Genomic DNA, 19,856 nt, shown 5'->3' on the forward strand with positions numbered 1-19,856 from the left:
GCGCATCCACCCGCCTGCACACCGGCGCAACCCGCCGCCGCCTGAACCACCCGCGCCGCCCAGCCCCTGCCCCGCCTGGGCGCGGCGCGTGAACCATGCTGTCAAGCCTTGTTCCACCCGCCCGCCGTCGCTACCCTGACCGCGCATTATTCCGGTCTCGCATGTCCACTTCCCGCTTCGTCCATCTGCACGTCCACACCGAGTTCTCGTTGGCGGATTCCACCATCCGCGTGCCCGAGAAACCGGATCAGGCTGACCCGAAAAAAGCCAAGCAGGCCAACCTGCTGAGCCGCGCGGTCGAACTCGACCTGCCCGCGCTGGCGGTCACCGACCTGAACAACCTGTTCGCCCTGGTCAAGTTCTACAAGGCCGCCGAAGGCGTGGGCATCAAGCCGATCGCCGGCGCCGACGTGATGATCGCCACGCCGGACATGACGCCCTGGCGCATGACCCTGCTGTGCCGCGACCGCGAAGGCTACCTGAGCCTGTCGCGGCTGCTCACCCGCGCCTGGATGGAAGGCCACCGCCCTGAAGGCGGCGTGGCGATCCACCCCGAATGGCTGCAGGCCGGGCATGCCAACCTGTTCGCCCTGGCCGGCCGCGACAGCCTGGCCGGGCGGCTGTTCGCCGAAGGCCGCGCCGACCTGGCCGAGCAGCAGCTCGCCGACTGGCAGCGTGTGTTCGGCGACGGCCTGCACCTGGAACTGACCCGCACCGGCCGCGAGGGCGAGGAGCGTTTCAACCAGTTCGCGCTGCATGCGGCTGGCGTGCGCGGCCTGCCGGTGGTCGCCAGCAACGATGTGCGCTTTCTGTATGCCAGCGACTTTGCAGCGCACGAAGCGCGCGTGTGCATTTCCTCCGGCCGCGTGCTGGACGACCCCAAGCGCCCGCGCGACTACAGCGACCAGCAATACCTCAAGTCCAGCGAGGAAATGGCCGCGCTGTTCGCCGATGTGCCCGACGCCATCGACAACACGCTGGCGCTGGCGCAGCGCTGCAACATCGAAATGCGCCTGGGCACTTACTTCCTGCCCGCCTACCCGGTGCCGGAAGACGAAACCCTGGACAGCTGGATTCGCAGCCAGTCGCGCGACGGTCTGGCCGCGCGCCTGGAAAAGAATCCGATCGCGCCCGGCAAGACCCGCCAGGACTACGTGGACCGGCTCGAATTCGAGCTGGACACCATCATCAAGATGGGCTTCCCCGGCTACTTCCTGATCGTGGCCGACTTCATCCAGTGGGGAAAGAACCAAGGCATCCCGATCGGCCCGGGCCGCGGTTCCGGCGCTGGCTCGCTGGTGGCGTGGGCGCTGCAGATCACCGATCTGGACCCGCTGCCGTACAACCTGCTGTTCGAGCGCTTCTTGAATCCTGAGCGCGTGTCGATGCCCGACTTCGACATCGACTTCTGCATGGACCGCCGCGACGAGGTGATCGACTACGTCGCGCGCAAATACGGCCGCGAGCGGGTCAGCCAGATCATCACCTACGGCACCATGGCCGCCAAGGCGGTGGTGCGCGACGCCGGGCGCGTGCTTGGCTTCACTTACGGTCTGGTCGACAGCGTTGCCAAGCTGATCCCCAACATCCTGGGCATCACGCTCAAGGACGCGATGGGCGAAGGCAAGGACTCGGAGATGGCTTCGCCGGAGCTGATCCAGCGCTATCAGGTCGAGGACGATGTCCGCGACCTGATGGACCTGGCGCGCCAGCTCGAAGACCTCACCCGCAACGCCGGCAAGCACGCCGGCGGCGTGGTGATCGCGCCCGAACCGTTGAGCGAATTCTGCCCGCTGTTCGCCGAACACGACGAAGGCGGCCGCGGCAAGAATCCGGTCACCCAGTTCGACAAGAACGACGTAGAAGAAGTCGGCCTGGTGAAGTTCGACTTCCTGGGCCTGCGCACGCTGACCATCATCGATTGGGCGGTGAAGGCGATCAACGTGCGCCACGCACGTGCCGGCATCGACCCGGTCGACATCACCGCCATTCCGCTGGACGATGCGCCCACCTACAAGGGCGTGTTCGCCTCGGGCAACACCGGCGCGGTGTTCCAGTTCGAATCCTCGGGCATGCGCCGCCTGCTCAAGGACGCGCGCCCGGACCGCTTCGAAGACCTGATCGCGCTGGTGTCGCTGTACCGGCCCGGCCCGATGGACCTGATCCCGGACTTCAACGCGCGTAAACACGGCCAGCAAGAGATCATCTATCCCGATCCGCGCACCGAAGCGATCCTGAAAGACACCTACGGCATCATGGTGTATCAGGAGCAGGTGATGCAGATGGCGCAGATCGTCGGCGATTATTCGCTGGGCGGTGCCGACCTGTTGCGTCGTGCGATGGGCAAGAAGGTGCCGGCCGAAATGGCCAAGCACCGCGAAATTTTCCGCGAAGGCGCGGCCAAGGGCGGGGTGAGCGCGCAGAAGGCCGATGAAATCTTCGACCTGATGGAGAAGTTCGCCGGCTACGGCTTCAACAAGTCGCACGCCGCCGCCTATGCGCTGGTCAGTTACCAGACCGCCTGGCTCAAGCGTCACTATCCGGCCGAATTCATGGCGGCCACGTTGTCCTCGGATATGGACAACACCGACAAGGTGGTGGGCTTTCTCGACGAGGTGCGCAACCTCGGCCTCACCGTGCTGCCGCCGCGCGTCAATGAGTCGGCCTACATGTTCGAGGCCGCCAGCCCCGACACCATCCAGTACGGCCTGGGCGCGATCAAGGGCGTTGGCCAGGGCGCGTGCGAGGCCATCGTCGAAGAGCGCCTGCGCAACGGCCCCTACACCACGCTGCTGGATTTCTGCATGCGCGTGGGCACCGCAAAGCTCAATCGCCGCACGCTGGAAGCGATGATCAACGCCGGTGCGATGGACGGGCTGGGCAAGAACCGCGCTTCGTTGATGCTGCAATTGCCGGAGGTGATGAAGGCCACCGAGCAGATGGCACGCGAACGTGCCTCCGGCCAGAACTCGCTGTTCGGCGGGCCCGACCCGAGCGCGCCGGCGATGCGCCTGGACCTGCCCGAAAGCAAGGAATGGCCGCTGGGCCAGTTGCTCACCGGTGAACGCGAAACACTGGGCTTCTACCTCAGCGGGCATCCGTTCGATCCGCATCGCGAAGAAGTGCGAGAGCTGGTCGGCTGCGACCTGAGCGCGCTCGACAAGATCCTGGCCTCGCAGCAGCGCGGCGGCGGTGGTGGCGGCGATGGTGAAAAGCGCGCCTGGCGTCCTGAAGTCAGCGCCATCCTGGCCGGCCAGGTGGTGGGCGTGCGCCGCAAGGGCGACAGCCAGGTGTTCGTGCAACTCGAAGATGGCCGCGGCCGGGTGGAATGCAGCGCGTTTTCCGATGCGATGGCCGAGTTCGGCCACCTGCTCACCCGTGACCGCATCCTGATCATCAAGGGCGGCCTGCGCGAGGATGAGTTCAACGGCGGCTACAGCCTGCGCATCCGCCAATGCTGGGACTACGAGCAGATCTGCGCCGACCACGCGCAGCGGCTGTCATTGCGCCTGGATCTGCGCGAGAAACAAGCCTGGTCCCGTATCGACACGTTGCTGGCCAAGCACCGCCCCGGCAAGACGCCGCTGCGCCTGGATCTGCTGCTGCGCTCGCCGGCCGGCGGCGTGGCCGGCATGCTCGACCTCAACGGCAGCCACTCGGTGCGCATCGACCAGCAACTGATGGACAGCCTGCGCGCCGACCCTGCCGTGCGCACGCTGAAGGTCAAGTACAGCCCGCCGTGGGCGCAGTGAATCGGGAATCGAGAATGGGGAATCGCAACAGCAGAGCAGCCAGCCGCCCTGCTTTGATTCCCGATTCCCCATTCCCGATTCTCCCAACGCCCCCGTACGGGCCGCAGACACCGCTTCAGCTACACTCCCCGCCTTACGTTGACGACGCCATTGCATGAATCCTAACTACCTCGACTTCGAGCAACCCATCGCCGATCTGGAAGCCAAGATCCAGGAGCTGCGCAAGGCCAGCACCGGCCCTGCAGTGAATGTCGATGCGGAAGTGCGTGCCTTGCGCGACAAGCTGCGCGTGCGTACTGCGCAGATTTTTCGCGACCTGTCGGCCTGGCAGGTATCGCAGCTGGCGCGCCATCCGCAGCGCCCGTACACGCTGGACTACATCAACACCATGTGCGACGAATTCCAGGAACTGGCCGGCGACCGCGCCTATGCCGACGACAAGGCGATTGTCGGTGGCCTGGGCCGCATCGATGGCCGCCCGGTGGTCATCATCGGGCACCAGAAAGGCCGCGATACCAAGAGCAAGGTGGCGCGTAATTTCGGCATGCCGCGCCCGGAGGGCTACCGCAAGGCGCTGCGCCTGATGAAGCTGGCCGAACGCTTCCGCCTGCCGCTGCTGACCTTCATCGACACACCCGGCGCCTACCCCGGCATCGGTGCGGAAGAGCGCGGCCAGTCCGAGGCGATCGCACGCAACCTGATGGAAATGGCCGAGCTGAAAGTGCCGGTGATCTGCACGGTGATCGGCGAAGGCGGCTCCGGCGGCGCGCTGGCGATCGGCGTGGGCGACCGCACCCTGATGCTGGAATACGGCACCTATTCGGTGATTTCGCCCGAAGGCTGCGCGTCCATCCTGTGGAAGGATGCCGCCAAGGCCAAGGACGCCGCCGAACAGCTCGGCCTCACCGCCAAGCGCTTGAAGGGCCTGGGCCTGGTCGACAAGGTGATCCGTGAACCCACCGGCGGCGCGCACCGCAATCCGGAACAGATGGGCAAGCGGCTCAAGGCCGTGTTGCTCAACGAACTGGACGCGCTGGAAAAAGTGCCGGTGGACGCGCTGATGCAGCAACGCTACGAGCGCCTGCGCAGCTACGGTGCCTACGAAGGGCATTGAGTCACTGGTCATGATCGCCGCGCGAATGCGCGGCCACGGAATGGAATCCTTGCACCGATGAGCCCTCTCCTGCTGCTGTCGCTGGTTCTGCAAGCCGCCTGCTGCGTACATGTCGTGCGCAGCGGCCGCCCGCTGTACTGGATCTTCCTGCTGCTGGCGTTTTCGTTGCTGGCGGTGCTGGTCTACGTGTTCGTAGCGGTGATTCCAGACCTGCGCAACGACCCGAGTGCGCGCCGCAGCCTCAAGCGCGTGCGTAGCAAACTGGACCCACAACGCGAACAGCGCGACGCCTCGCGCCGTCTGGACGTGGCCGACACCCCGGAAAACCGCCGCCAGCTCGCCGAAACGCTGCTGGCCCAAGGCGATTACGCGCAAGCCGCCGACCACTTCCAGGGCGCGCTGCGCGGCTTGTATCGCGACGATCCGCACCTGATGCTCGGGCTGGCCAAGGCGCAGTTCGGGCTCGGCCAGCCGGCCCAGACACGCCAGACCCTGGACGCGTTGATCGCAGCCAATCCCACCTTCCGCTCGCACGATGGGCATCTGCTGTATGCCCGTGCGGTAGAAGACAGCGGCGACATCGACGCCGCCCTGCATGAGTACGAAACGCTGGCGCAGGGCTACCCGGGCGAAGAAGCGCGCGTGCGGTATGCACAGCTGCTGCAGCGCACCGCGCGTACCGACCAGGCCAAGGCAATGTACGAGCAGGTGCTACGCCACGCTGGGGCCTCGCCCAAGCATTACCAGCGCGAACAACGCGGTTGGGTCGAGCTGGCGCGCAAGGGCTTGAGCGAGTTGGGCCCCACGGCGTAAGCGCTGCGTTGCACTTTCCGCCGCAGTGATTGCAAGGCGATGCGTTGTGATCGCCCCTACGCATCTGTTTTCTCGCAAGATCGATCGCCACGCCCGATGGCCTGGCGACGTCGCCGCCAGAGTGGCCCTCAGAACGGCTTGGCCAGCACCAGCCAGATCACGCCCACCAGCAACACCACCGGCACTTCGTTGAACAGGCGCAGCGCGCGCCCGCTGGGCAGTGCCCGGCCCTGGTCCACACCCTTCAACCAACGCCCGGCCACGATGTAGTGCGCCAGGATCAGCGCGACGGCAAACAGCTTGGCGTGCAACCAGCCGCCAGCCACCATCGTGGGGAAATCCGGGATCACCCGGTAGCCTAGCCACAGCACCGCGCCCAGCAGCAGCGCCAGCCCGAGCATGCTGTGACCGAATTTATAGAGCCGCCGCCCCATCAGCACCAGGCGCGCACGCACGGCGGTGTCGGTGTCGGTGCCGGCTTCGGCGATGTTGACCAGGATGCGGGGCAGATAGAACACCGCGGCCATCCAGGCGATGACGAACAACAGGTGGAAGGTCTTGATCCACAAATACAGGGTCATGCGCTGGCTCCGCTGGCTCGCGTAGGATGGCCCGCATTTTCACCTATCCGCTGGCGCGAAAGCGCATCCGCATGCACAAGCCCGACGACAAACAGTACGACGCCACCTATTTCACCCGCTGGTACCGCGATGCGGGGCTGGCAGACCCTGCGCGCCTGCGGCGAAAGGTCGCACTGGCCGTTGCCCAGGCCGAGTACTACCTGGAGCGCCCGATCCGCACCGTGCTCGATGTGGGCTGCGGCGAAGCCGCCTGGCGTGCACCACTGCTGGCGCTGCGCCCGAAGCTGCAGTACCTGGGGTTCGATAGCAGCGAGTACGCGGTGCAGCGCTACGGGCGCAGCCGCCAGATCCACCCGGCCCGCTTCGGCGACTTTGCCTGGTTGCGTCCCTGCGCGCCGGTGGATCTGCTGATCTGCTCGGACGTGCTGCATTACGTGCCCACGCGCGAGTTCAACCAGGGCCTTCCCGGCCTGGCCGAGATGTGTGCCGGGGTGGCCTTTCTGGAAACCTTTGCCGAAGAGGACGCCTTCGAAGGCGACCATGAGGGCTTCCAGGCGCGGCCGGCACGCTGGTACCGGCGCCGCTTCGCCAGCGTCGGCTTCACTGCGCTCGGCTCGCATTGCTGGCTGTCGCCGCAGCTGCGGGGCGAGGCAGCGGCGCTGGAACACAGCTGAGCAGGGCCGCCGCGCGCTCCACCCGACCGCACGCTGTCCGCGTCGCGTTAGCGCAGTTGACTTGACGGCCTCTACCGTCCGCAGCCCCATTAAGGTGCAAATGCGCCAAACCGGGTATGCTGCGCGGCAGCAAAGAGCCGCACGGATGGGTGGAATGCTTTATCAACTGCATGAGCTGACCCGCAATCTGCTAGCCCCCTGGGTGCATCAGGCCCAGGCGAACGCCAAGATGTTTTCCGACCCCGACAGCCTGTGGGCCTCGCTCCCGGGCGCCGAGCGCATGGCGGCCAGCAACGAGCTGTTCCATCGCCTGGGCAAGGAATACGAAAAGCCGGCCTGGGCGCTCGACGATGTCGAGGTGGATGGCCACTCGCTGCCCATCATCGAACGCGAGGTGCTGAGCAAGCCGTTCTGCCGCCTGCTGCGCTTCAAGCGCTTCAGCGACCATGTCGAGCTGATCGGCACGATGAAGCAGCAACCGGCCGTGCTGGTGGTGGCGCCGTTGTCTGGCCACCACGCCACGCTGCTGCGCGACACCGTGCGGACCCTGCTGCGCAACCACAAGGTCTACGTGACCGACTGGGTGGACGCGCGCATGGTGCCGCTGGAAGCCGGCGCGTTCCGGCTTGAGGACTACATCGCCTACATCCAGGAATTCATTCGCCACATCGGTGCCGAGCGCCTGCATGTAGTGAGCGTGTGCCAGCCCACCGTGCCGGTGCTGGCGGCGGTGTCGCTGATGGCGTCCAACGATGAGCCCACCCCGCGCTCGCTGGTGATGATGGGCGGGCCGATCGATGCGCGCCGCAGCCCGACCCAGGTCAACAACCTGGCGACCGAAAACGGCATCGAGTGGTTCCAGAACAACCTGATTCACACCGTGCCGTTCCCGTATCCGGGCCATGGCCGTCAGGTGTATCCAGGCTTCCTGCAGCACGCCGGCTTCCTGTCGATGAACCCTAACCGGCACGTGATGTCGCACTGGGATTTCTACACCGACCTGGTCAAGGGCGACCTGCAGGATGCGCAGGCGCACCGCCAGTTCTATGACGAATACAACGCCGTGCTGGACATGCCGTCGGAGTACTACCTGGACACCATCCGCGTGGTGTTCCAGGAATTCCTGCTGCCGCAAGGCAAGTGGAAGGTGGATGGCCAGCTGGTGATGCCGTCGGCAATTCGCAACACCGCATTGCTGAGTATCGAAGGCGAGCTGGACGACATCGCCGGCCTGGGCCAGACCGAAGCCGTGCACGATCTGTGCACCGGCATCGACGCGGCGCACCGTCGCCACCTGGTGGTGGAAGGCGCCGGCCATTACGGCATCTTCAGCGGCCGTCGCTGGCGTGAGGTGGTGTACCCGCAAGTGCGCGAGTTCATTGCCCGCTACGACGCCGACCCGGTTGGCAGCCGCGACCCGGCCACCGTCACGCCGATCCGCAAACGCGGCAAGCGCGCCTGATCGCCGCCGTAGGCGCTCCCGGTCTTTCGATCGGGAGCGCTTTTTTATGCCTTTTTTCTAGCAACACTTCCGCGTGAGCGCGTTGGTCTGCAGCATGCGTTTGGCTGCTGTTGATCGGGCTTCACAGTGCATGGTTGGTCGCGCATGGCCTGCAGACTGATCGCCTGGTTCTAGCGTCCATCAAACCATCGTAGCGGCGCTGGCTGCGTTGTCGTTCGGGGCACGTGCACCGAGGATCACTGCCCTGCACTGCAGGTCGCCCGTGGCCTTGCCGTAAAAACACGTCAACAGCGACGGCAATCATCACGGTGATCCAGGCATTGGCACTGCCGTCGCAAGCGCCATCGCACCTCTTCGCCGAATGCGAAACGACCTCACGCGCGAATGCACTCAGCCCTCGCCGCTCTTGACCAACAGATGCTTGGCCAGCATGCCGTGCAAGCTGCCAAGTCCACGCGCCAGGTGCAGCGTTGCGAACAACAGCAGGACGCCGAGCACGCACACCGGCACCGACAGCCATCCACTCGCATACGCCGTGTCGCCGAAGGAAAACAGCACGCCGGTATCCAGCAACGCCAGCAGCGGTGCTGCGGCAAAGCCCAGCGACAGTGACAACAAGGTCACGATCACGGTGAAGTAGATGCTGCCCAGCGGCAGCATCAGCAGGAAGTACAGCATCGTGCTCCAGGTGCGCGCGTCGGTGAACATTGCGCCGATGCGCTGCAACCAGCTACCCGGGATGCCCGGATGTGGCGGCCGACGCGGCATGCGCACGCCCAACAGGGTTTCCACCACCCGCCCTTCCACCAGCGACAGCAGCCGCACCGAGCCGAAGAACAGCACCAGCAGCGGCACGCCAATGATCAAGATCAGCAACCCTGCCGACAGACTCGCACCGGTGACCACCCAGCTGAAATAGAACACGCCGGTGACCAGCGACAACAGCAGATAGAACAGCGCGCCATAGGTACGCGGATCGGCGGCCACGCCGAAGAAACTGCCGATCCACGAACTCCGCTTGGGCGGCAGTGGCGAGCGCAACGCACGTGTCACTGTGACTTCGGTTTCGCGGTAGATCTCGGCCACTTCGTCGGGCGCGCCGTAGCTGCCGGCCACACCGGCAATCACCTCGGCCTCGCTCTTGCCGGCTTGCTCGGCCAGTTCGGCGCGCAGGTATTCCTCGGCGTCGTAAAGCGCGTCCTGAATCATCGCCGGGTCCGCGCCGGCCAACGCGTGACGCAACTGCGTGAGGTAATCGGGAATGGTGGTCGGCAGCGGACGCGGTGGCGTAATCGTGTTCATGAGTGGGTCCCTTCCAGCACAGAGTCGACGGAATCGCGGGTGGCACGCCAGGCGGCCGTCCACGCGCGCAGGCAATCACGCCCGGTTTCGGTAATGCGGTAATAACGACGTGGCGGGCCGGACGCCGATGGCTCGACATGGCTCTGCAACAGCCCGGCCCCTTCCAGGTTGCGCAGCACCGGATACAGCGCGCTCTGCTTGCCGCTGAGCACACCGTCCAGCCGCTCCAGCCGCTTGGCGATGAGGTAGCCGTACAGCGGCGCATCGGCCTGGGCCAGCACCGCCAGCAACGCCAACGACACCGTGCCGGCGCTGAGCTCCTTCTGAAATTTCTTCAGATAAGCATCCGGATCGTTCATTGCCACCTCCGCACTAGGTCGAAGGCAATGCTATGTAGAAGTTGGGTATAGCGAATGTGCCGATAGTCATGTGGCGGGAATCGGGAGTGGGGAATCGGGAATCGCAACGGCGGTACACGTGATCTGTCAGTCGCGCGGCAAATCCACGCTTGTGATGTTCTGACGCATACGCGCTTTATGTGCGTAGGGCCCGCTTTCTTTTTAATCAGTCGACCTAGGCGACGACTGCACGCCTTTGCAATTCCCCATTCCCGATTCCCCATTCCCGATTCCCGGCCTGTCGCGCTCGCATTGCCAAACCCAAGTACGTTCATGAGCTTAGAACCTTTGGGTTACTGCCTTTCCTGTACGGCTCCACTACAGTCGGTGACCCCTGTGCCGATAAACCTCGCTCAGGTGGTTTTCACTTTTTGATGGGGTAACAAGATGCGATTTGCGCGTTCGGCACGGCCGTCCATGGCTGACACTTCCTTTGGCGCCACCAAGTGCCTGTGCCTGGCGATCGGGTTGTCGCTTCCGGGCGTGAGCGTTGCGCAGCAGGCGCAGACAGCCGCGCCCGCGATCGAACAGCCGCAGGCCGAACCGGCCAAGACGCCGGCACCGCCCGCCCCCACCGGTTATCCGCTGGAAGCGCAGGGCTGGGGTGCCAAGCAGGGCGGCAACATGTGGCAGGTGCGCTGGGCCGAAGACTGGTCGTATCTGAAAGACCCCTCCAAGCGGAAGAGCCCGTTTGATCCGCTCAAGTTCATTCCGTTGAGCGAGTCCGGCGATGTGTATCTGACGCTCAACAACGAACTGCGCGTGCGCAGCAACACCGTGACCAACCCCGGCCTGATTCCGGGCAGCCACTCGCAGCAGCAGTATCTGTTCCGTGCGTTCTTTGGCGCCGACCTGCACGTGGGCGAGCACTTCCGTCTTTACACGGAACTGGCCCATGGCAGCCTGGACGGGCGCAATGAAGGCGCCAAGACCGGCACGCAGGAAAACAACGCGATCCTGCAGCAGGTGTTCTTCGACGTGAAGGGCCAGGTTGCCGAAACCGACCTCGGCCTGCGCGTTGGCCGCCAGGTGTTTGTGGACGGGCCGACCACCTTGATGGCACTGCGCGACAACACCGACATCTTCGTGACCTTCAATGGCGTGCGCGCCTGGGCGATCGGCGAGAAGACACGTGTGGACGTGTTCGATTTCAACTTCAACCTGGATGGCACCGAGGGTTTGGGCGATGACCGCATCGACCGCTCGCGGCATTTCCGCGGCGTGGTGGGCGGCTATCGCCTGCCGACAGCCAAGCCGATGTATCTGGAGCCGTTCTTCTATCAATTTCGCAACGACAACCAGGTGTGGGGCCGCCAGACCGCCGAAGAAAATCGCAATTACTACGGCCTGCGGTTGTGGGGCAACGTGGGCAAGCTGCGCACCGATTCGTTCGTGACCGTGCAGCGCGGCAGCTTCGGCGGACGCGACCTGCGCGCCTACATGGCCAGCACTTCCAATGCCTGGACGTTGAGCGACAGCGGCTGGAAACCGCGCCTGGGCTTCCATAGCGAAATCGCCTCCGGCGGCGGTGGCACCTCCGGCACCGGCACCTTGCGCAACAACAATTTCCTCTACGGCAACACCATCTATTTCAGCTGGGCCACGTTCTTCGGCCCGGTCAATCTGGTGACCGCCGCGCCCACATTCACCTTCTCGCCCACCTCCAAGATCACCGTGAATCTGGAGTGGGAAACCCTGTGGCGGCAGACCACCAGCGATGCCATCTACAACAACCAGGCACGCGCCTACGCACGCACGCAGAACACCGGCGAGCGCCGTATCGGCACCATGCCGCGCATCAACGCCACCTGGAACATCGACCCGAACTGGTCGGTGACCTTCCGCGCCGAGCATCTGATGGCCGGCCCGGCACTGGAAAAAGCCGGCTACGGCGACTCCACTTTCGTGATGGGCTGGTTGAACTTCCGCTTCTAGGCAAGCGCGGCGCACCGCCGCACGATGCTGATCACACCGCGCAGCCGCCCGGAGCATTCCTGGCGGTTGTTGCGTGATCGGCAGCAGCGTTGCCTGGCGATGAGCAACACGGGCGCTGCGGTGATCGCCACGCAGTGCGCGTCAGCAGCGCGCTTGCACGCATCGATACCGAAGCCACGCAGTGCACGCACTGCCGCGATTCACTGTAGCGATACGGCCGGTGGATTCGCCAAGGCACTGCCGGCCATCGGGAACTGCAGGATCGCTTGCGTATGGCGCGCATAACGCGGCACCTGCACGGTCTGCCCTTGCGCTGCAATCGTGATGGCATGTGCTGGCCGCACCAGTTCGTCCGGGAGCTCCTGCAGGCGCTGCACGAGCGGGCGCGCATCAGGGTGCTCGCGTAGCCACAGCACCACGCCAATCAACCGCATCGCCGCGGCAGTGTCCTGCAACTGACGCTGATAATGCCACCATCGCTGTACTGGGCGTCCGCCAACACACACCCGACGGCGTTGGCCACGCAGGCAACATCCTTCGCAGGCGGCGGCGCCAGGGCACTGCCGTCAACCCGTGCATCCTGCACCAGCTGCTTGCGTACGGCATCGCTGCAGGCCCAGGTGTAGTTGGGCGCTGTCAGTGCACGCGTGCGCTCGGCATCGAAAAACAGCACAGCGCGGTCGTACCAACGCTGCGCGCGTTGGTCCATTTCGCCGTGCATTTGCGCATATACCGCATCGACGATCCTGGCCTCGCCATGCAGCGCGCCACACAGGCTGCTGTCCTCGACGCGCAACGGTGCAAACGCGCTGGCGCACTGCGCCGGCAGGGCCACGTTGACAGGCAGTTCGCTGAGCATGCTCGCAAACAGGTCGGCATTGCCGCGTAACATCGCTCCACCAATCATCGTGACGATCAAACTCTCGTCGCTGCGCAACAACACGCGCGCCACCTGTGCATCGCTGCAGACAGCGGCCACCGCCTGCGCCTGGCGCCCCTGCACGAAGTCCAGTGCGTGCTGGGTCATCGACAACGTCAATCCCTGCAGTTCCGGCAGCGGCGAGTCGATACGGCGAGGAAACGGATCGCGGTAGTAGGCATGCTGCGAGAAACTCGCCATACGTGCCAGCAACGGCGCCTGTGGCGCCAGCGCAGCGGCATAGCTGCGCGATTGCGCTCGCACCTGGGCCAGGCATCCGGACGCGGCCCAACTGCACTTGGGCGGCGCAGTCGCCGGCCACGCCGGCGCGCGGGGATAGCGGCTCAGTTCACTGCGAAATCCGCTTGCGACCGGGGTGCGCTGGAAGCGCTGCAGGTCGCGCGCCAGCACCGCTGCCTGTTCCTCATTTGGAATCGTGTACGGCGATGCCCACAGCGCGACAAACAGATTGGACCCCGCCGGCGGCGCGGGCCGTGGCTGACGCAGTTGCGCCAGCGCCTGCTGCTGGGCCTGCGGGATCGGCCAGCGCGCCGAGAGCGCATAGGCTCCCACCAGCAACGCAACCACCACACCCACCGACAGCAGGGCCCATTTCAAGAACGTTGCGAGCATGGCAGCCACCTTCCCTGGAGAAGGCTGGCATCTTGGCGGGGGCCACCTACCGGATGCGTTTGCCCGAATGGCGGCTGTACCGCACCACGCTACCGACGCGAACGCGCCACGCGCTGGCCGAACCACACACCCACCGGCCGCAGGCGAATGCCTACAATGCGCGCATGTCTGAATCCTCTGCTCCGCATCGTCCGTCCGTGCAACGGGTCTTCCTGACCGGCCTGCTCACCTTGCTGCCGGTCTGGCTGACCTGGGTGGTGGTGAAGTTCGTGTTCTCGCTGCTGTCTGGCATCAGCAGCCCGTGGGTGGTGCCCTTGTCCGGACGCATTGCGGCCTCGTTCCCGCATTACCTGGGCTGGATCACGGCGCTGTGGGTGCAGAACACCATTGCGCTGATCGCCACGGTGGCGGTGATCCTGTTCGTGGGTGTCCTGAGCCGGCGCGTGATCGGCCAGCGGCTGCTGCGCTGGTTCGAAGCGATCATGCGGCGCATTCCGTTGGCCAGCGTGGTCTACGACAGCGCGCGCAAGTTGCTGGACATCCTGCAGACGCAGCCGGGTAGCACGCAACGTGTGGTGCTGATCGACTTCCCGCATCGCGATATGAAATCGGTCGGCCTGGTCACCCGCGTGATCAAGGAACAGGGCACCGGCCGCGAGCTGGCCGCCGTCTATGTGCCGACCACGCCGAACCCCACCTCCGGCTATCTGGAGATCGTGCCGGTGGAGCTGCTCACGCCCACCGACTGGACCGTGGACCAGGCGATGAGCTTCATCATTTCCGGCGGTGCCGTGTCGCCGGAGACCGTTCCATTCACCCGGACTGCGGACCGCTGACGCCATGACACACGTGCGTACCCTCGACGATCGTGCGGTACGGCTGTTCATCGCGCTGGCGGCGTTCTTCTGCGTCAACGCCGCACTGGCCGAGTTCATCGGCGTCAAGATCTTTGCGCTGGAAGACACCCTCGGCATCGCGCCATTGAACTGGAACCTGTTCGGGCAGACCGGCTCGCTCAGCTTCACCGCCGGCACCTTGCTATGGCCGGTGGTGTTCATCATGACCGACACCATCAACGAGTTCTTCGGCAGCCGCGGGGTGCGTTTCATCTCATGGGTGGCGGTGGGCCTGATCGGCTACGGCTTCGTGTTCGCGTTTGCGGCCATCGCGCTGGCACCGGCCGGCTGGTGGGTCACCGCCGCGCAGAGCCAGGGCGTGCCGGACTACCAGGCCGCCTTTGCGGCGGTGTTCGGGCAAGGCCTGTGGACCATCGGCGGCTCGCTGGTGGCGTTTCTGTTCGGGCAGTTGATCGATGTGTCGGTGTTCCACCGCATCCGCCGCGCCACCGGCGAAAAACACGTGTGGTTGCGCGCCACCGGCTCCACGGCGGTGTCGCAGCTGGTGGACAGCTTCGTGGTGATCTATATCGCCTTCGTGCTGGGCCCACAGCACTGGTCGATCGACCAGTTCCTGGCGGTGAGCACGCTCAACTACCTCTACAAGATGGGCTTTGCGATCGCGCTGATTCCGTTGCTGTATCTGGCGCGCCGCGCCATCGGCGCCTACCTGGGCGCCGAACGCTCCGAACAATTGCGCGAAGAAGCTGCCGCCGATTGAGCCAGGCGGCTGCGACGAGTGACCGAACCTGGCGTCGTCAACGCTTGCAGCACAAGCCGTGCGGCACGTTATCGCACCGCAGCATTTATTCCTCACGCGGCGCCCTGCCCGTGCCGTGCATGAATTGCACGCGCGGGCCATGACCCTGGTGGCTGGCCGTAACGGTGCGGATCGGGCAAGCTCCCCGCTCGCTTGTTTCCGGAGCCGGTAATGCCGCTTAGCTTTTCCCGCCTGCTGTCCCTGGCCATGGCCGCCGTGTTGAGCCTGTCGCTGGCCGCACCGGCCGATGCAGCCAAGAAGAAGACCGGCAAGGCACAGACCTCGCAAACGCGCGCGAAGGCGGGCAAGGCCAAGAAGTCCACCAAGCCGGCCAGGAGCACCAAGGCCAAGGCCAAGCCACGCGCGGTGGTGGCACCGGTGGTGCAGAGCAAGGCACAGCAACTCACGCTGCTGTACGACCAATACTGGGATGCCTCGCTGAAGCTCAACCCGTTGCAGGCCACCTTCCAGGGCGAGAGCCGCTACAACGACCAGCTGCCCAACTTCCTGTCGCCTGCGTTCCGCCAGCAGTCGCACGACTTCACCACGCTGTGGCTGGCCAGGGTGGAGGCGATCGGCCCGGATGGGCTCAGCGGGCAGGACCTGCTCAGCTACCAGATCTTCGTGCGCGATGCGCGCAGCGCCCTGGCGGCCGAGCAATTCCCGAGCTGGATGTTGCCGATCAACCAGTTCTACAACATCGCCAGCATTGCGGTGGTCATGGGCTCGGGCACCGGCGCGCAGCCGTTCAACACCGTCAAGGACTACGACAACTGGTCGCGCCGCGCGCTCGGCATCCCGGACCTGTTCGACCAGGCCATCACCAACATGCGTGCGGGCATGCAGGCCGGGGTGGTGCAGCCCAAGGCCTTGATGGAAAAAGTGCTGCCGCAGCTGGACGCCATCATTGCGCGCAGTGCTGAAGAAAGCCTGTTCTGGGGGCCGATCCGCAACCTGCCCGCCGACATGCCCGAGGCCGACAAACAACGCATCACGGCCGAGTACAAGCGGATGATCGAGTTCCGCATCATGCCGGCCTACCGCGCACTGCGCGGCTTCATCGCCACCGAATACCTGCCGGCCTGCCGCGACACCGCGGGGCTGGCCGCGCTGCCCAACGGCGCCGCCTGGTACGCCTACGACGTGCGCCAGAGCACCACCTCCGACCTGACCCCGGCACAGATCCACCAGACCGGCCTGGACGAGGTGGCGCGCCTGCAGGGCGAGATCCAGAACGTGGCCAAGCAGGTCAAGTTCCGCGGCAACCTGCCCAAGTTCTACAAGTTCATGCAGACCGACAAGCGCTTCGTGTTCCGTAGCGAGTCCGAACTGCTGGACGCCTACCGCGGCCTGCAGAGCCGCGTGCAAGCCGCGGTCCCCCGCCTGTTCGCCACCCAGGGCATCCCGGCCCTGGACGTGCGCCCGGTGGAGCCACAGCGCGCGCAAGCGGCGGCCAGCGGCTCGTACATGCGCCCCAACCCGCACGACAACACGCCGGGCATCTTCTACGTCAATACCTCCAACCTGCCCGCGCGCCCGCGCTGGGAGGGCGAAAGCCTGTTCCTGCACGAAGGCGTGCCGGGCCATCACTACCAACTCGGCCTGCAGCAGCAATTGACCGACCTGCCCAAGTTCCGCCGCTTCGGTGGCGAGACCGCCTTCATCGAAGGCTGGGGCCTGTATGCCGAATCGCTGGGCCGCGAACTGGGGCTGTACCAGGACCCGTACAACTACTACGGCTACCTGCAGAACGCGCTGCTGCGCTCGATCCGGCTGGTGGTGGACACCGGCCTGCATAGCCAGGGCTGGACCCGCGCGCAGGCCATCGACTACATGTTGCAGAACTCGGCCGTCACCCGCGAAGACGCCGAGGCGGAAGTGGACCGCTACCTGGCCATTCCCGGCCAGGCGCTGGCCTACAAGGTCGGCGAGATGAAGATCAGCCAGTTGCGCGAACAGGCGCAACGCGAGCTGGGGCCGCGCTTCGATGTGCGTGCCTTCCACACCGAAGTGCTCAAGGACGGTTCGGTGCCGCTGGAGATCCTGCAGGACAAAGTGCAACGCTGGATCGCCACGCAGAAAGGCTGAGCACGCTCAGCCAGCCGTACGCGCCGCCACCAGTGCGGCGATGTCGGCCGGCGTGGTGCGGCAGCAGCCACCAATCAAACGCGCACCGGCCGCATGCCATTGCGCGCGTTGCGTCGCCAGTGAACACGCCACTGTGGTTCCCGCATGCCAGCGCTTGTCGCTGGCGTCGTAGTGCTCACCGGAATTGGGATACACCACCAGCGGCAAGCTGGTGAGCGCGGCCAGCGACTGCAGCGCGGCGGTGACCTGCTCGATCGCAATGCAATTGATGCCCACCGCGACCACCTGCGGGCACGCGTCCAGAGCCGGAATCACTTGCGCCAGTGGCGTGCCATCGCTCAGATGCGCGGCATCGCGCAGGGTGAACGAAAACCACGCATGCACCTGCGGGAACTCCTCCAGCAACAGGCGCAGCGCGGTGATCTCACTGGCCGAGGGCAAGGTTTCGCAGGCCAATAGGTCCACGCCGGCATCCACCAGCGCCGCGATGCGCGGGCGATGGAAGTCGAGCATCTGCGCCACCGGCAGCGCGTAGTCGCCGCGGTATTCGGAACCATCCGCCAGATAGGCGCCATACGGCCCCACCGAGCCGGCCACCCACAGCGGCGCCGCCTGCGGATGCGCGGCCAGGTGGTCCGCGCGCGCCTGCGCCGCCAGCGCCACGCTGCGTGCGATCAACGCCTGCGACTGCGCCAGGCCCAGTCCGCGCGCGGCAAAGCCCTGCGGCGTGGCCTGGTAGCTGGCGGTGATCGCGCATTGCGCACCGGCGGCGAAGTAGTCGCGGTGCACCTGGTAGATCAGTTCCGGCTGCTCCATCAACACCCGTGCCGACCACAAGGCGTCGTTGAGATCACAGCCGCGCTGTTCCAGTTCGGTGGCCAGCGCGCCATCCAGCACCACCTCACCGTCGCGCTGCAAGACATCACTGAAGGGCGCACCTGCGCGCGGTTGGCGGGGCACAACGGTCATGGACGCACTCTCCGGGCTGCAAGCCTTTGGGTCACTGCATGGGCGCCGTAACACAGCGCCACAAAGGGAATCCCGCACCACAGCGCAATGCGCTGCTGCGGGTCAAACGCCAGCCCAGCGCAGGCCAGCACGCACAGCGCGCCACCAATCAGCGGCGTCCACGGATACCACGGCGCGCGGTAGGCCAGGCTGTCCAGTGCGATGCCGTCACGCAGCAGCTGGCGGCGGAAACAGTAATGCGAGGCGCAGATGCTCAGCCACACCACCACCACCGCAAACCCGGAGACTGCAGAAATCGCCACGAACACGGTGTCGGCCGCGTACACACCGGTCAGCAGCGCCAGCAGCCCGCCAAGCATGCTCAGCACCAGCGCAGGCAGCGGGATGCCACGCCGGGTCAGCCGCGCAAAGCGTGCCGGCAAGGTGCCCTCGTTGGCCAACGACCACAGCATGCGGGCCGCCGCATACAACCCGGAGTTGGCCGCCGACAGGATCGCGGTGAGGATCACCGCGTTGAGCAGACCTGCGGCATACGGAATGCCCAGCAGCTCGAAGGCGCGCACGAACGGGCTGGTCTCCACCGCCGCCGCGTGCGCCGGCAGCAACGCGGCCAGCACCAGCACGGTGCCGACGAACAGCACCACCAGACGGATCAACGTGGCGCGGATCGCCAGCGGGATTGCGCGTGCAGGCTGTGCGGTTTCGCCGGCTGCGATGCCGATCAGCTCGGTCCCGGAGAAAGCGAAATTCACCGCCACCATTGTCATCAGGATCGGCACGGTGCCGTGCGCAAACCAGCCATCGGCGCGCAGATGGCGCACTCCCGGCGCCGGGCTGCCGTCGGCCAGCGGCAGCCAGCCGACCACTGCCGCGCCGCCCAGCACGATGAACACCACAATGGTCACTACCTTGATCAGCGAAAACCAGAATTCGCCTTCGGCAAACCAGCGTGCCGACACCATGTTCAAACTGAAAATCAGCACGCAGAACAGCAGGCACCACGGCCACGCCGGGCTGTGCGGAAACCAGTACTGCATGCAGAACGCGGCAGCGGTGAGGCTCGACCCCAACGCCACCGTCCAGGTGAGCCAGTACAACCAGGCCACCACGTAGCCGGTGGCAGGCCCCAGATAGCGCGCCGCATACACATGAAACGCGCCGGTCTGCGGCATCGCCACCGCCAGCTCGCCCAGGCACTGCATCACCAGATACACCACCAGCGCGCCGATCAGGTACGCCAGCACCGTACCCAGCGCACCGGTGCTGGCGATGATGTAGCCGGTGTTGAAGAACAATCCCGTGCCGATCACACCGCCCAGCGACAGCATCACCAGATGGCGCACCTGCATGCTGCGCTGGAACTGCGGTGCGTCGGTGGACGAGGGCTCGGACATGCGTGGTTCTGATCGGTGGCGCCCCATCCTGCCACGCACGTGCAGGCGAGCACAGCCATGCGATGGTGAGCTGTGACGTGGCCCTGCCGCTCAGCGGCATGCGGGTATCCTGACGACTCGTTTTTGCCAGCTTGCCGCCATGCCATCCTGTGATCGCACTTACCAC

Annotated in this window: 14 protein-coding genes and 1 pseudogene; 9 read left to right on the forward strand and 6 right to left on the reverse strand. The window is 65.5% G+C overall.

Going from position 1 to position 19,856, the window contains the following annotated elements:
* Window positions 1–161 precede the first annotated feature (161 nt).
* From dnaE to ACD584_RS11865, 3 genes are all read left to right on the forward strand, one after another.
* Window positions 162–3,752: a DNA polymerase III subunit alpha gene (gene dnaE / locus ACD584_RS11855; protein ID WP_076036086.1), complete on the forward strand. Its 3,591-nt coding sequence runs from the start codon at window positions 162–164 to the stop codon at window positions 3,750–3,752.
* Window positions 3,753–3,906: 154 nt separating this feature from the next.
* Window positions 3,907–4,866: an acetyl-CoA carboxylase carboxyltransferase subunit alpha gene (locus tag ACD584_RS11860; protein WP_011036549.1), complete on the forward strand. Its 960-nt coding sequence runs from the start codon at window positions 3,907–3,909 to the stop codon at window positions 4,864–4,866.
* A gap of 57 nt (window positions 4,867–4,923) precedes the next feature.
* Window positions 4,924–5,679: a tetratricopeptide repeat protein gene (locus ACD584_RS11865; RefSeq protein WP_040941560.1), complete on the forward strand. Its 756-nt coding sequence runs from the start codon at window positions 4,924–4,926 to the stop codon at window positions 5,677–5,679.
* A gap of 128 nt (window positions 5,680–5,807) precedes the next feature.
* Here ACD584_RS11865 and ACD584_RS11870 read toward each other — a convergent pair whose 3' ends face one another.
* Window positions 5,808–6,260: a CopD family protein gene (locus ACD584_RS11870; RefSeq protein WP_012438822.1), complete on the reverse strand. Its 453-nt coding sequence runs from the start codon at window positions 6,258–6,260 to the stop codon at window positions 5,808–5,810.
* A gap of 71 nt (window positions 6,261–6,331) precedes the next feature.
* Here ACD584_RS11870 and ACD584_RS11875 point away from each other — a divergent pair, with 71 nt between their 5' ends.
* Window positions 6,332–6,934, forward strand: a complete 603-nt coding sequence (locus ACD584_RS11875) for a class I SAM-dependent methyltransferase (RefSeq protein ID WP_029216852.1) — start codon at window positions 6,332–6,334, stop codon at window positions 6,932–6,934.
* A 154-nt stretch (window positions 6,935–7,088) separates the two neighbouring features.
* Entirely contained in the window at window positions 7,089–8,396 is a 1,308-nt protein-coding gene (locus ACD584_RS11880) for a polyhydroxyalkanoate depolymerase (protein ID WP_012438824.1), read from the forward strand.
* Between the two features lie 390 nt (window positions 8,397–8,786).
* On the opposite strand, the gene ACD584_RS11885 is transcribed toward ACD584_RS11880, so the two are convergent.
* Entirely contained in the window at window positions 8,787–9,698 is a 912-nt protein-coding gene (locus ACD584_RS11885; protein WP_076036087.1) for a sensor domain-containing protein, read from the reverse strand.
* Entirely contained in the window at window positions 9,695–10,057 is a 363-nt protein-coding gene (locus ACD584_RS11890) for a PadR family transcriptional regulator (RefSeq protein ID WP_016944172.1), read from the reverse strand. Before ACD584_RS11890 ends, ACD584_RS11885 begins: the two co-directional genes overlap by 4 nt.
* 426 nt (window positions 10,058–10,483) lie before the next feature.
* Here ACD584_RS11890 and ACD584_RS11895 point away from each other — a divergent pair, with 426 nt between their 5' ends.
* Window positions 10,484–12,031: an alginate export family protein gene (locus ACD584_RS11895; RefSeq protein WP_175611532.1), complete on the forward strand. Its 1,548-nt coding sequence runs from the start codon at window positions 10,484–10,486 to the stop codon at window positions 12,029–12,031.
* Window positions 12,032–12,231: 200 nt separating this feature from the next.
* Here ACD584_RS11895 and ACD584_RS11900 read toward each other — a convergent pair.
* A pseudogene (locus ACD584_RS11900) lies at window positions 12,232–13,583 on the reverse strand (hypothetical protein).
* A gap of 164 nt (window positions 13,584–13,747) precedes the next feature.
* Between ACD584_RS11900 and ACD584_RS11905 the strand changes: the two are divergent.
* From ACD584_RS11905 to ACD584_RS11915, 3 genes are all read left to right on the forward strand, one after another.
* Window positions 13,748–14,419 (forward strand): DUF502 domain-containing protein, encoded by a 672-nt coding sequence (locus ACD584_RS11905; protein WP_011036539.1) that lies wholly within the window; start codon window positions 13,748–13,750, stop codon window positions 14,417–14,419.
* A 4-nt stretch (window positions 14,420–14,423) separates the two neighbouring features.
* Complete coding sequence (locus tag ACD584_RS11910) at window positions 14,424–15,200, forward strand: queuosine precursor transporter (RefSeq protein ID WP_139328359.1); 777 nt, start codon at window positions 14,424–14,426, stop codon at window positions 15,198–15,200.
* A 210-nt stretch (window positions 15,201–15,410) separates the two neighbouring features.
* Window positions 15,411–17,327: a DUF885 family protein gene (locus ACD584_RS11915; RefSeq protein ID WP_070692669.1), complete on the forward strand. Its 1,917-nt coding sequence runs from the start codon at window positions 15,411–15,413 to the stop codon at window positions 17,325–17,327.
* A 6-nt stretch (window positions 17,328–17,333) separates the two neighbouring features.
* On the opposite strand, the gene mmuM is transcribed toward ACD584_RS11915, so the two are convergent.
* Together mmuM and mmuP are read right to left on the reverse strand one after the other, a co-directional pair.
* Window positions 17,334–18,296 carry a homocysteine S-methyltransferase gene (gene mmuM, locus ACD584_RS11920; protein WP_012438832.1) on the reverse strand — a complete coding sequence of 321 codons (963 nt, stop codon included), beginning with the start codon at window positions 18,294–18,296 and terminating at the stop codon, window positions 17,334–17,336.
* A complete protein-coding gene (gene mmuP / locus ACD584_RS11925; protein WP_076036092.1) occupies window positions 18,293–19,690 on the reverse strand; it encodes an S-methylmethionine permease in 1,398 nt (465 codons plus the stop codon). Before mmuP ends, mmuM begins: the two co-directional genes overlap by 4 nt.
* Window positions 19,691–19,856: the final 166 nt, after the last annotated feature.

It is taken from the genome of Xanthomonas sp. NCPPB 2922 (assembly GCF_041520885.1).
GTDB lineage: Bacteria > Pseudomonadota > Gammaproteobacteria > Xanthomonadales > Xanthomonadaceae > Xanthomonas > Xanthomonas campestris.

What these genes read in the sequence shown, in the direction of transcription:
- ACD584_RS11915 (WP_070692669.1), top strand. Translation starts at nt 15,411, where the DNA reads ATGCCGCTTAGCTTTTCCCGCCTGCTGTCCCTGGCCATGGCCGCCGTG.
- ACD584_RS11895 (WP_175611532.1), top strand. Translation starts at nt 10,484, where the DNA reads ATGCGATTTGCGCGTTCGGCACGGCCGTCCATGGCTGACACTTCCTTT.
- dnaE (WP_076036086.1), top strand. Translation starts at nt 162, where the DNA reads ATGTCCACTTCCCGCTTCGTCCATCTGCACGTCCACACCGAGTTCTCG.
- ACD584_RS11865 (WP_040941560.1), top strand. Translation starts at nt 4,924, where the DNA reads ATGAGCCCTCTCCTGCTGCTGTCGCTGGTTCTGCAAGCCGCCTGCTGC.
- ACD584_RS11885 (WP_076036087.1), bottom strand. Translation starts at nt 9,698, where the DNA reads ATGAACACGATTACGCCACCGCGTCCGCTGCCGACCACCATTCCCGAT.
- ACD584_RS11880 (WP_012438824.1), top strand. Translation starts at nt 7,089, where the DNA reads ATGCTTTATCAACTGCATGAGCTGACCCGCAATCTGCTAGCCCCCTGG.
- ACD584_RS11910 (WP_139328359.1), top strand. Translation starts at nt 14,424, where the DNA reads ATGACACACGTGCGTACCCTCGACGATCGTGCGGTACGGCTGTTCATC.
- ACD584_RS11905 (WP_011036539.1), top strand. Translation starts at nt 13,748, where the DNA reads ATGTCTGAATCCTCTGCTCCGCATCGTCCGTCCGTGCAACGGGTCTTC.
- ACD584_RS11875 (WP_029216852.1), top strand. Translation starts at nt 6,332, where the DNA reads ATGCACAAGCCCGACGACAAACAGTACGACGCCACCTATTTCACCCGC.
- mmuM (WP_012438832.1), bottom strand. Translation starts at nt 18,296, where the DNA reads ATGACCGTTGTGCCCCGCCAACCGCGCGCAGGTGCGCCCTTCAGTGAT.
- ACD584_RS11890 (WP_016944172.1), bottom strand. Translation starts at nt 10,057, where the DNA reads ATGAACGATCCGGATGCTTATCTGAAGAAATTTCAGAAGGAGCTCAGC.
- mmuP (WP_076036092.1), bottom strand. Translation starts at nt 19,690, where the DNA reads ATGTCCGAGCCCTCGTCCACCGACGCACCGCAGTTCCAGCGCAGCATG.
- ACD584_RS11870 (WP_012438822.1), bottom strand. Translation starts at nt 6,260, where the DNA reads ATGACCCTGTATTTGTGGATCAAGACCTTCCACCTGTTGTTCGTCATC.
- ACD584_RS11860 (WP_011036549.1), top strand. Translation starts at nt 3,907, where the DNA reads ATGAATCCTAACTACCTCGACTTCGAGCAACCCATCGCCGATCTGGAA.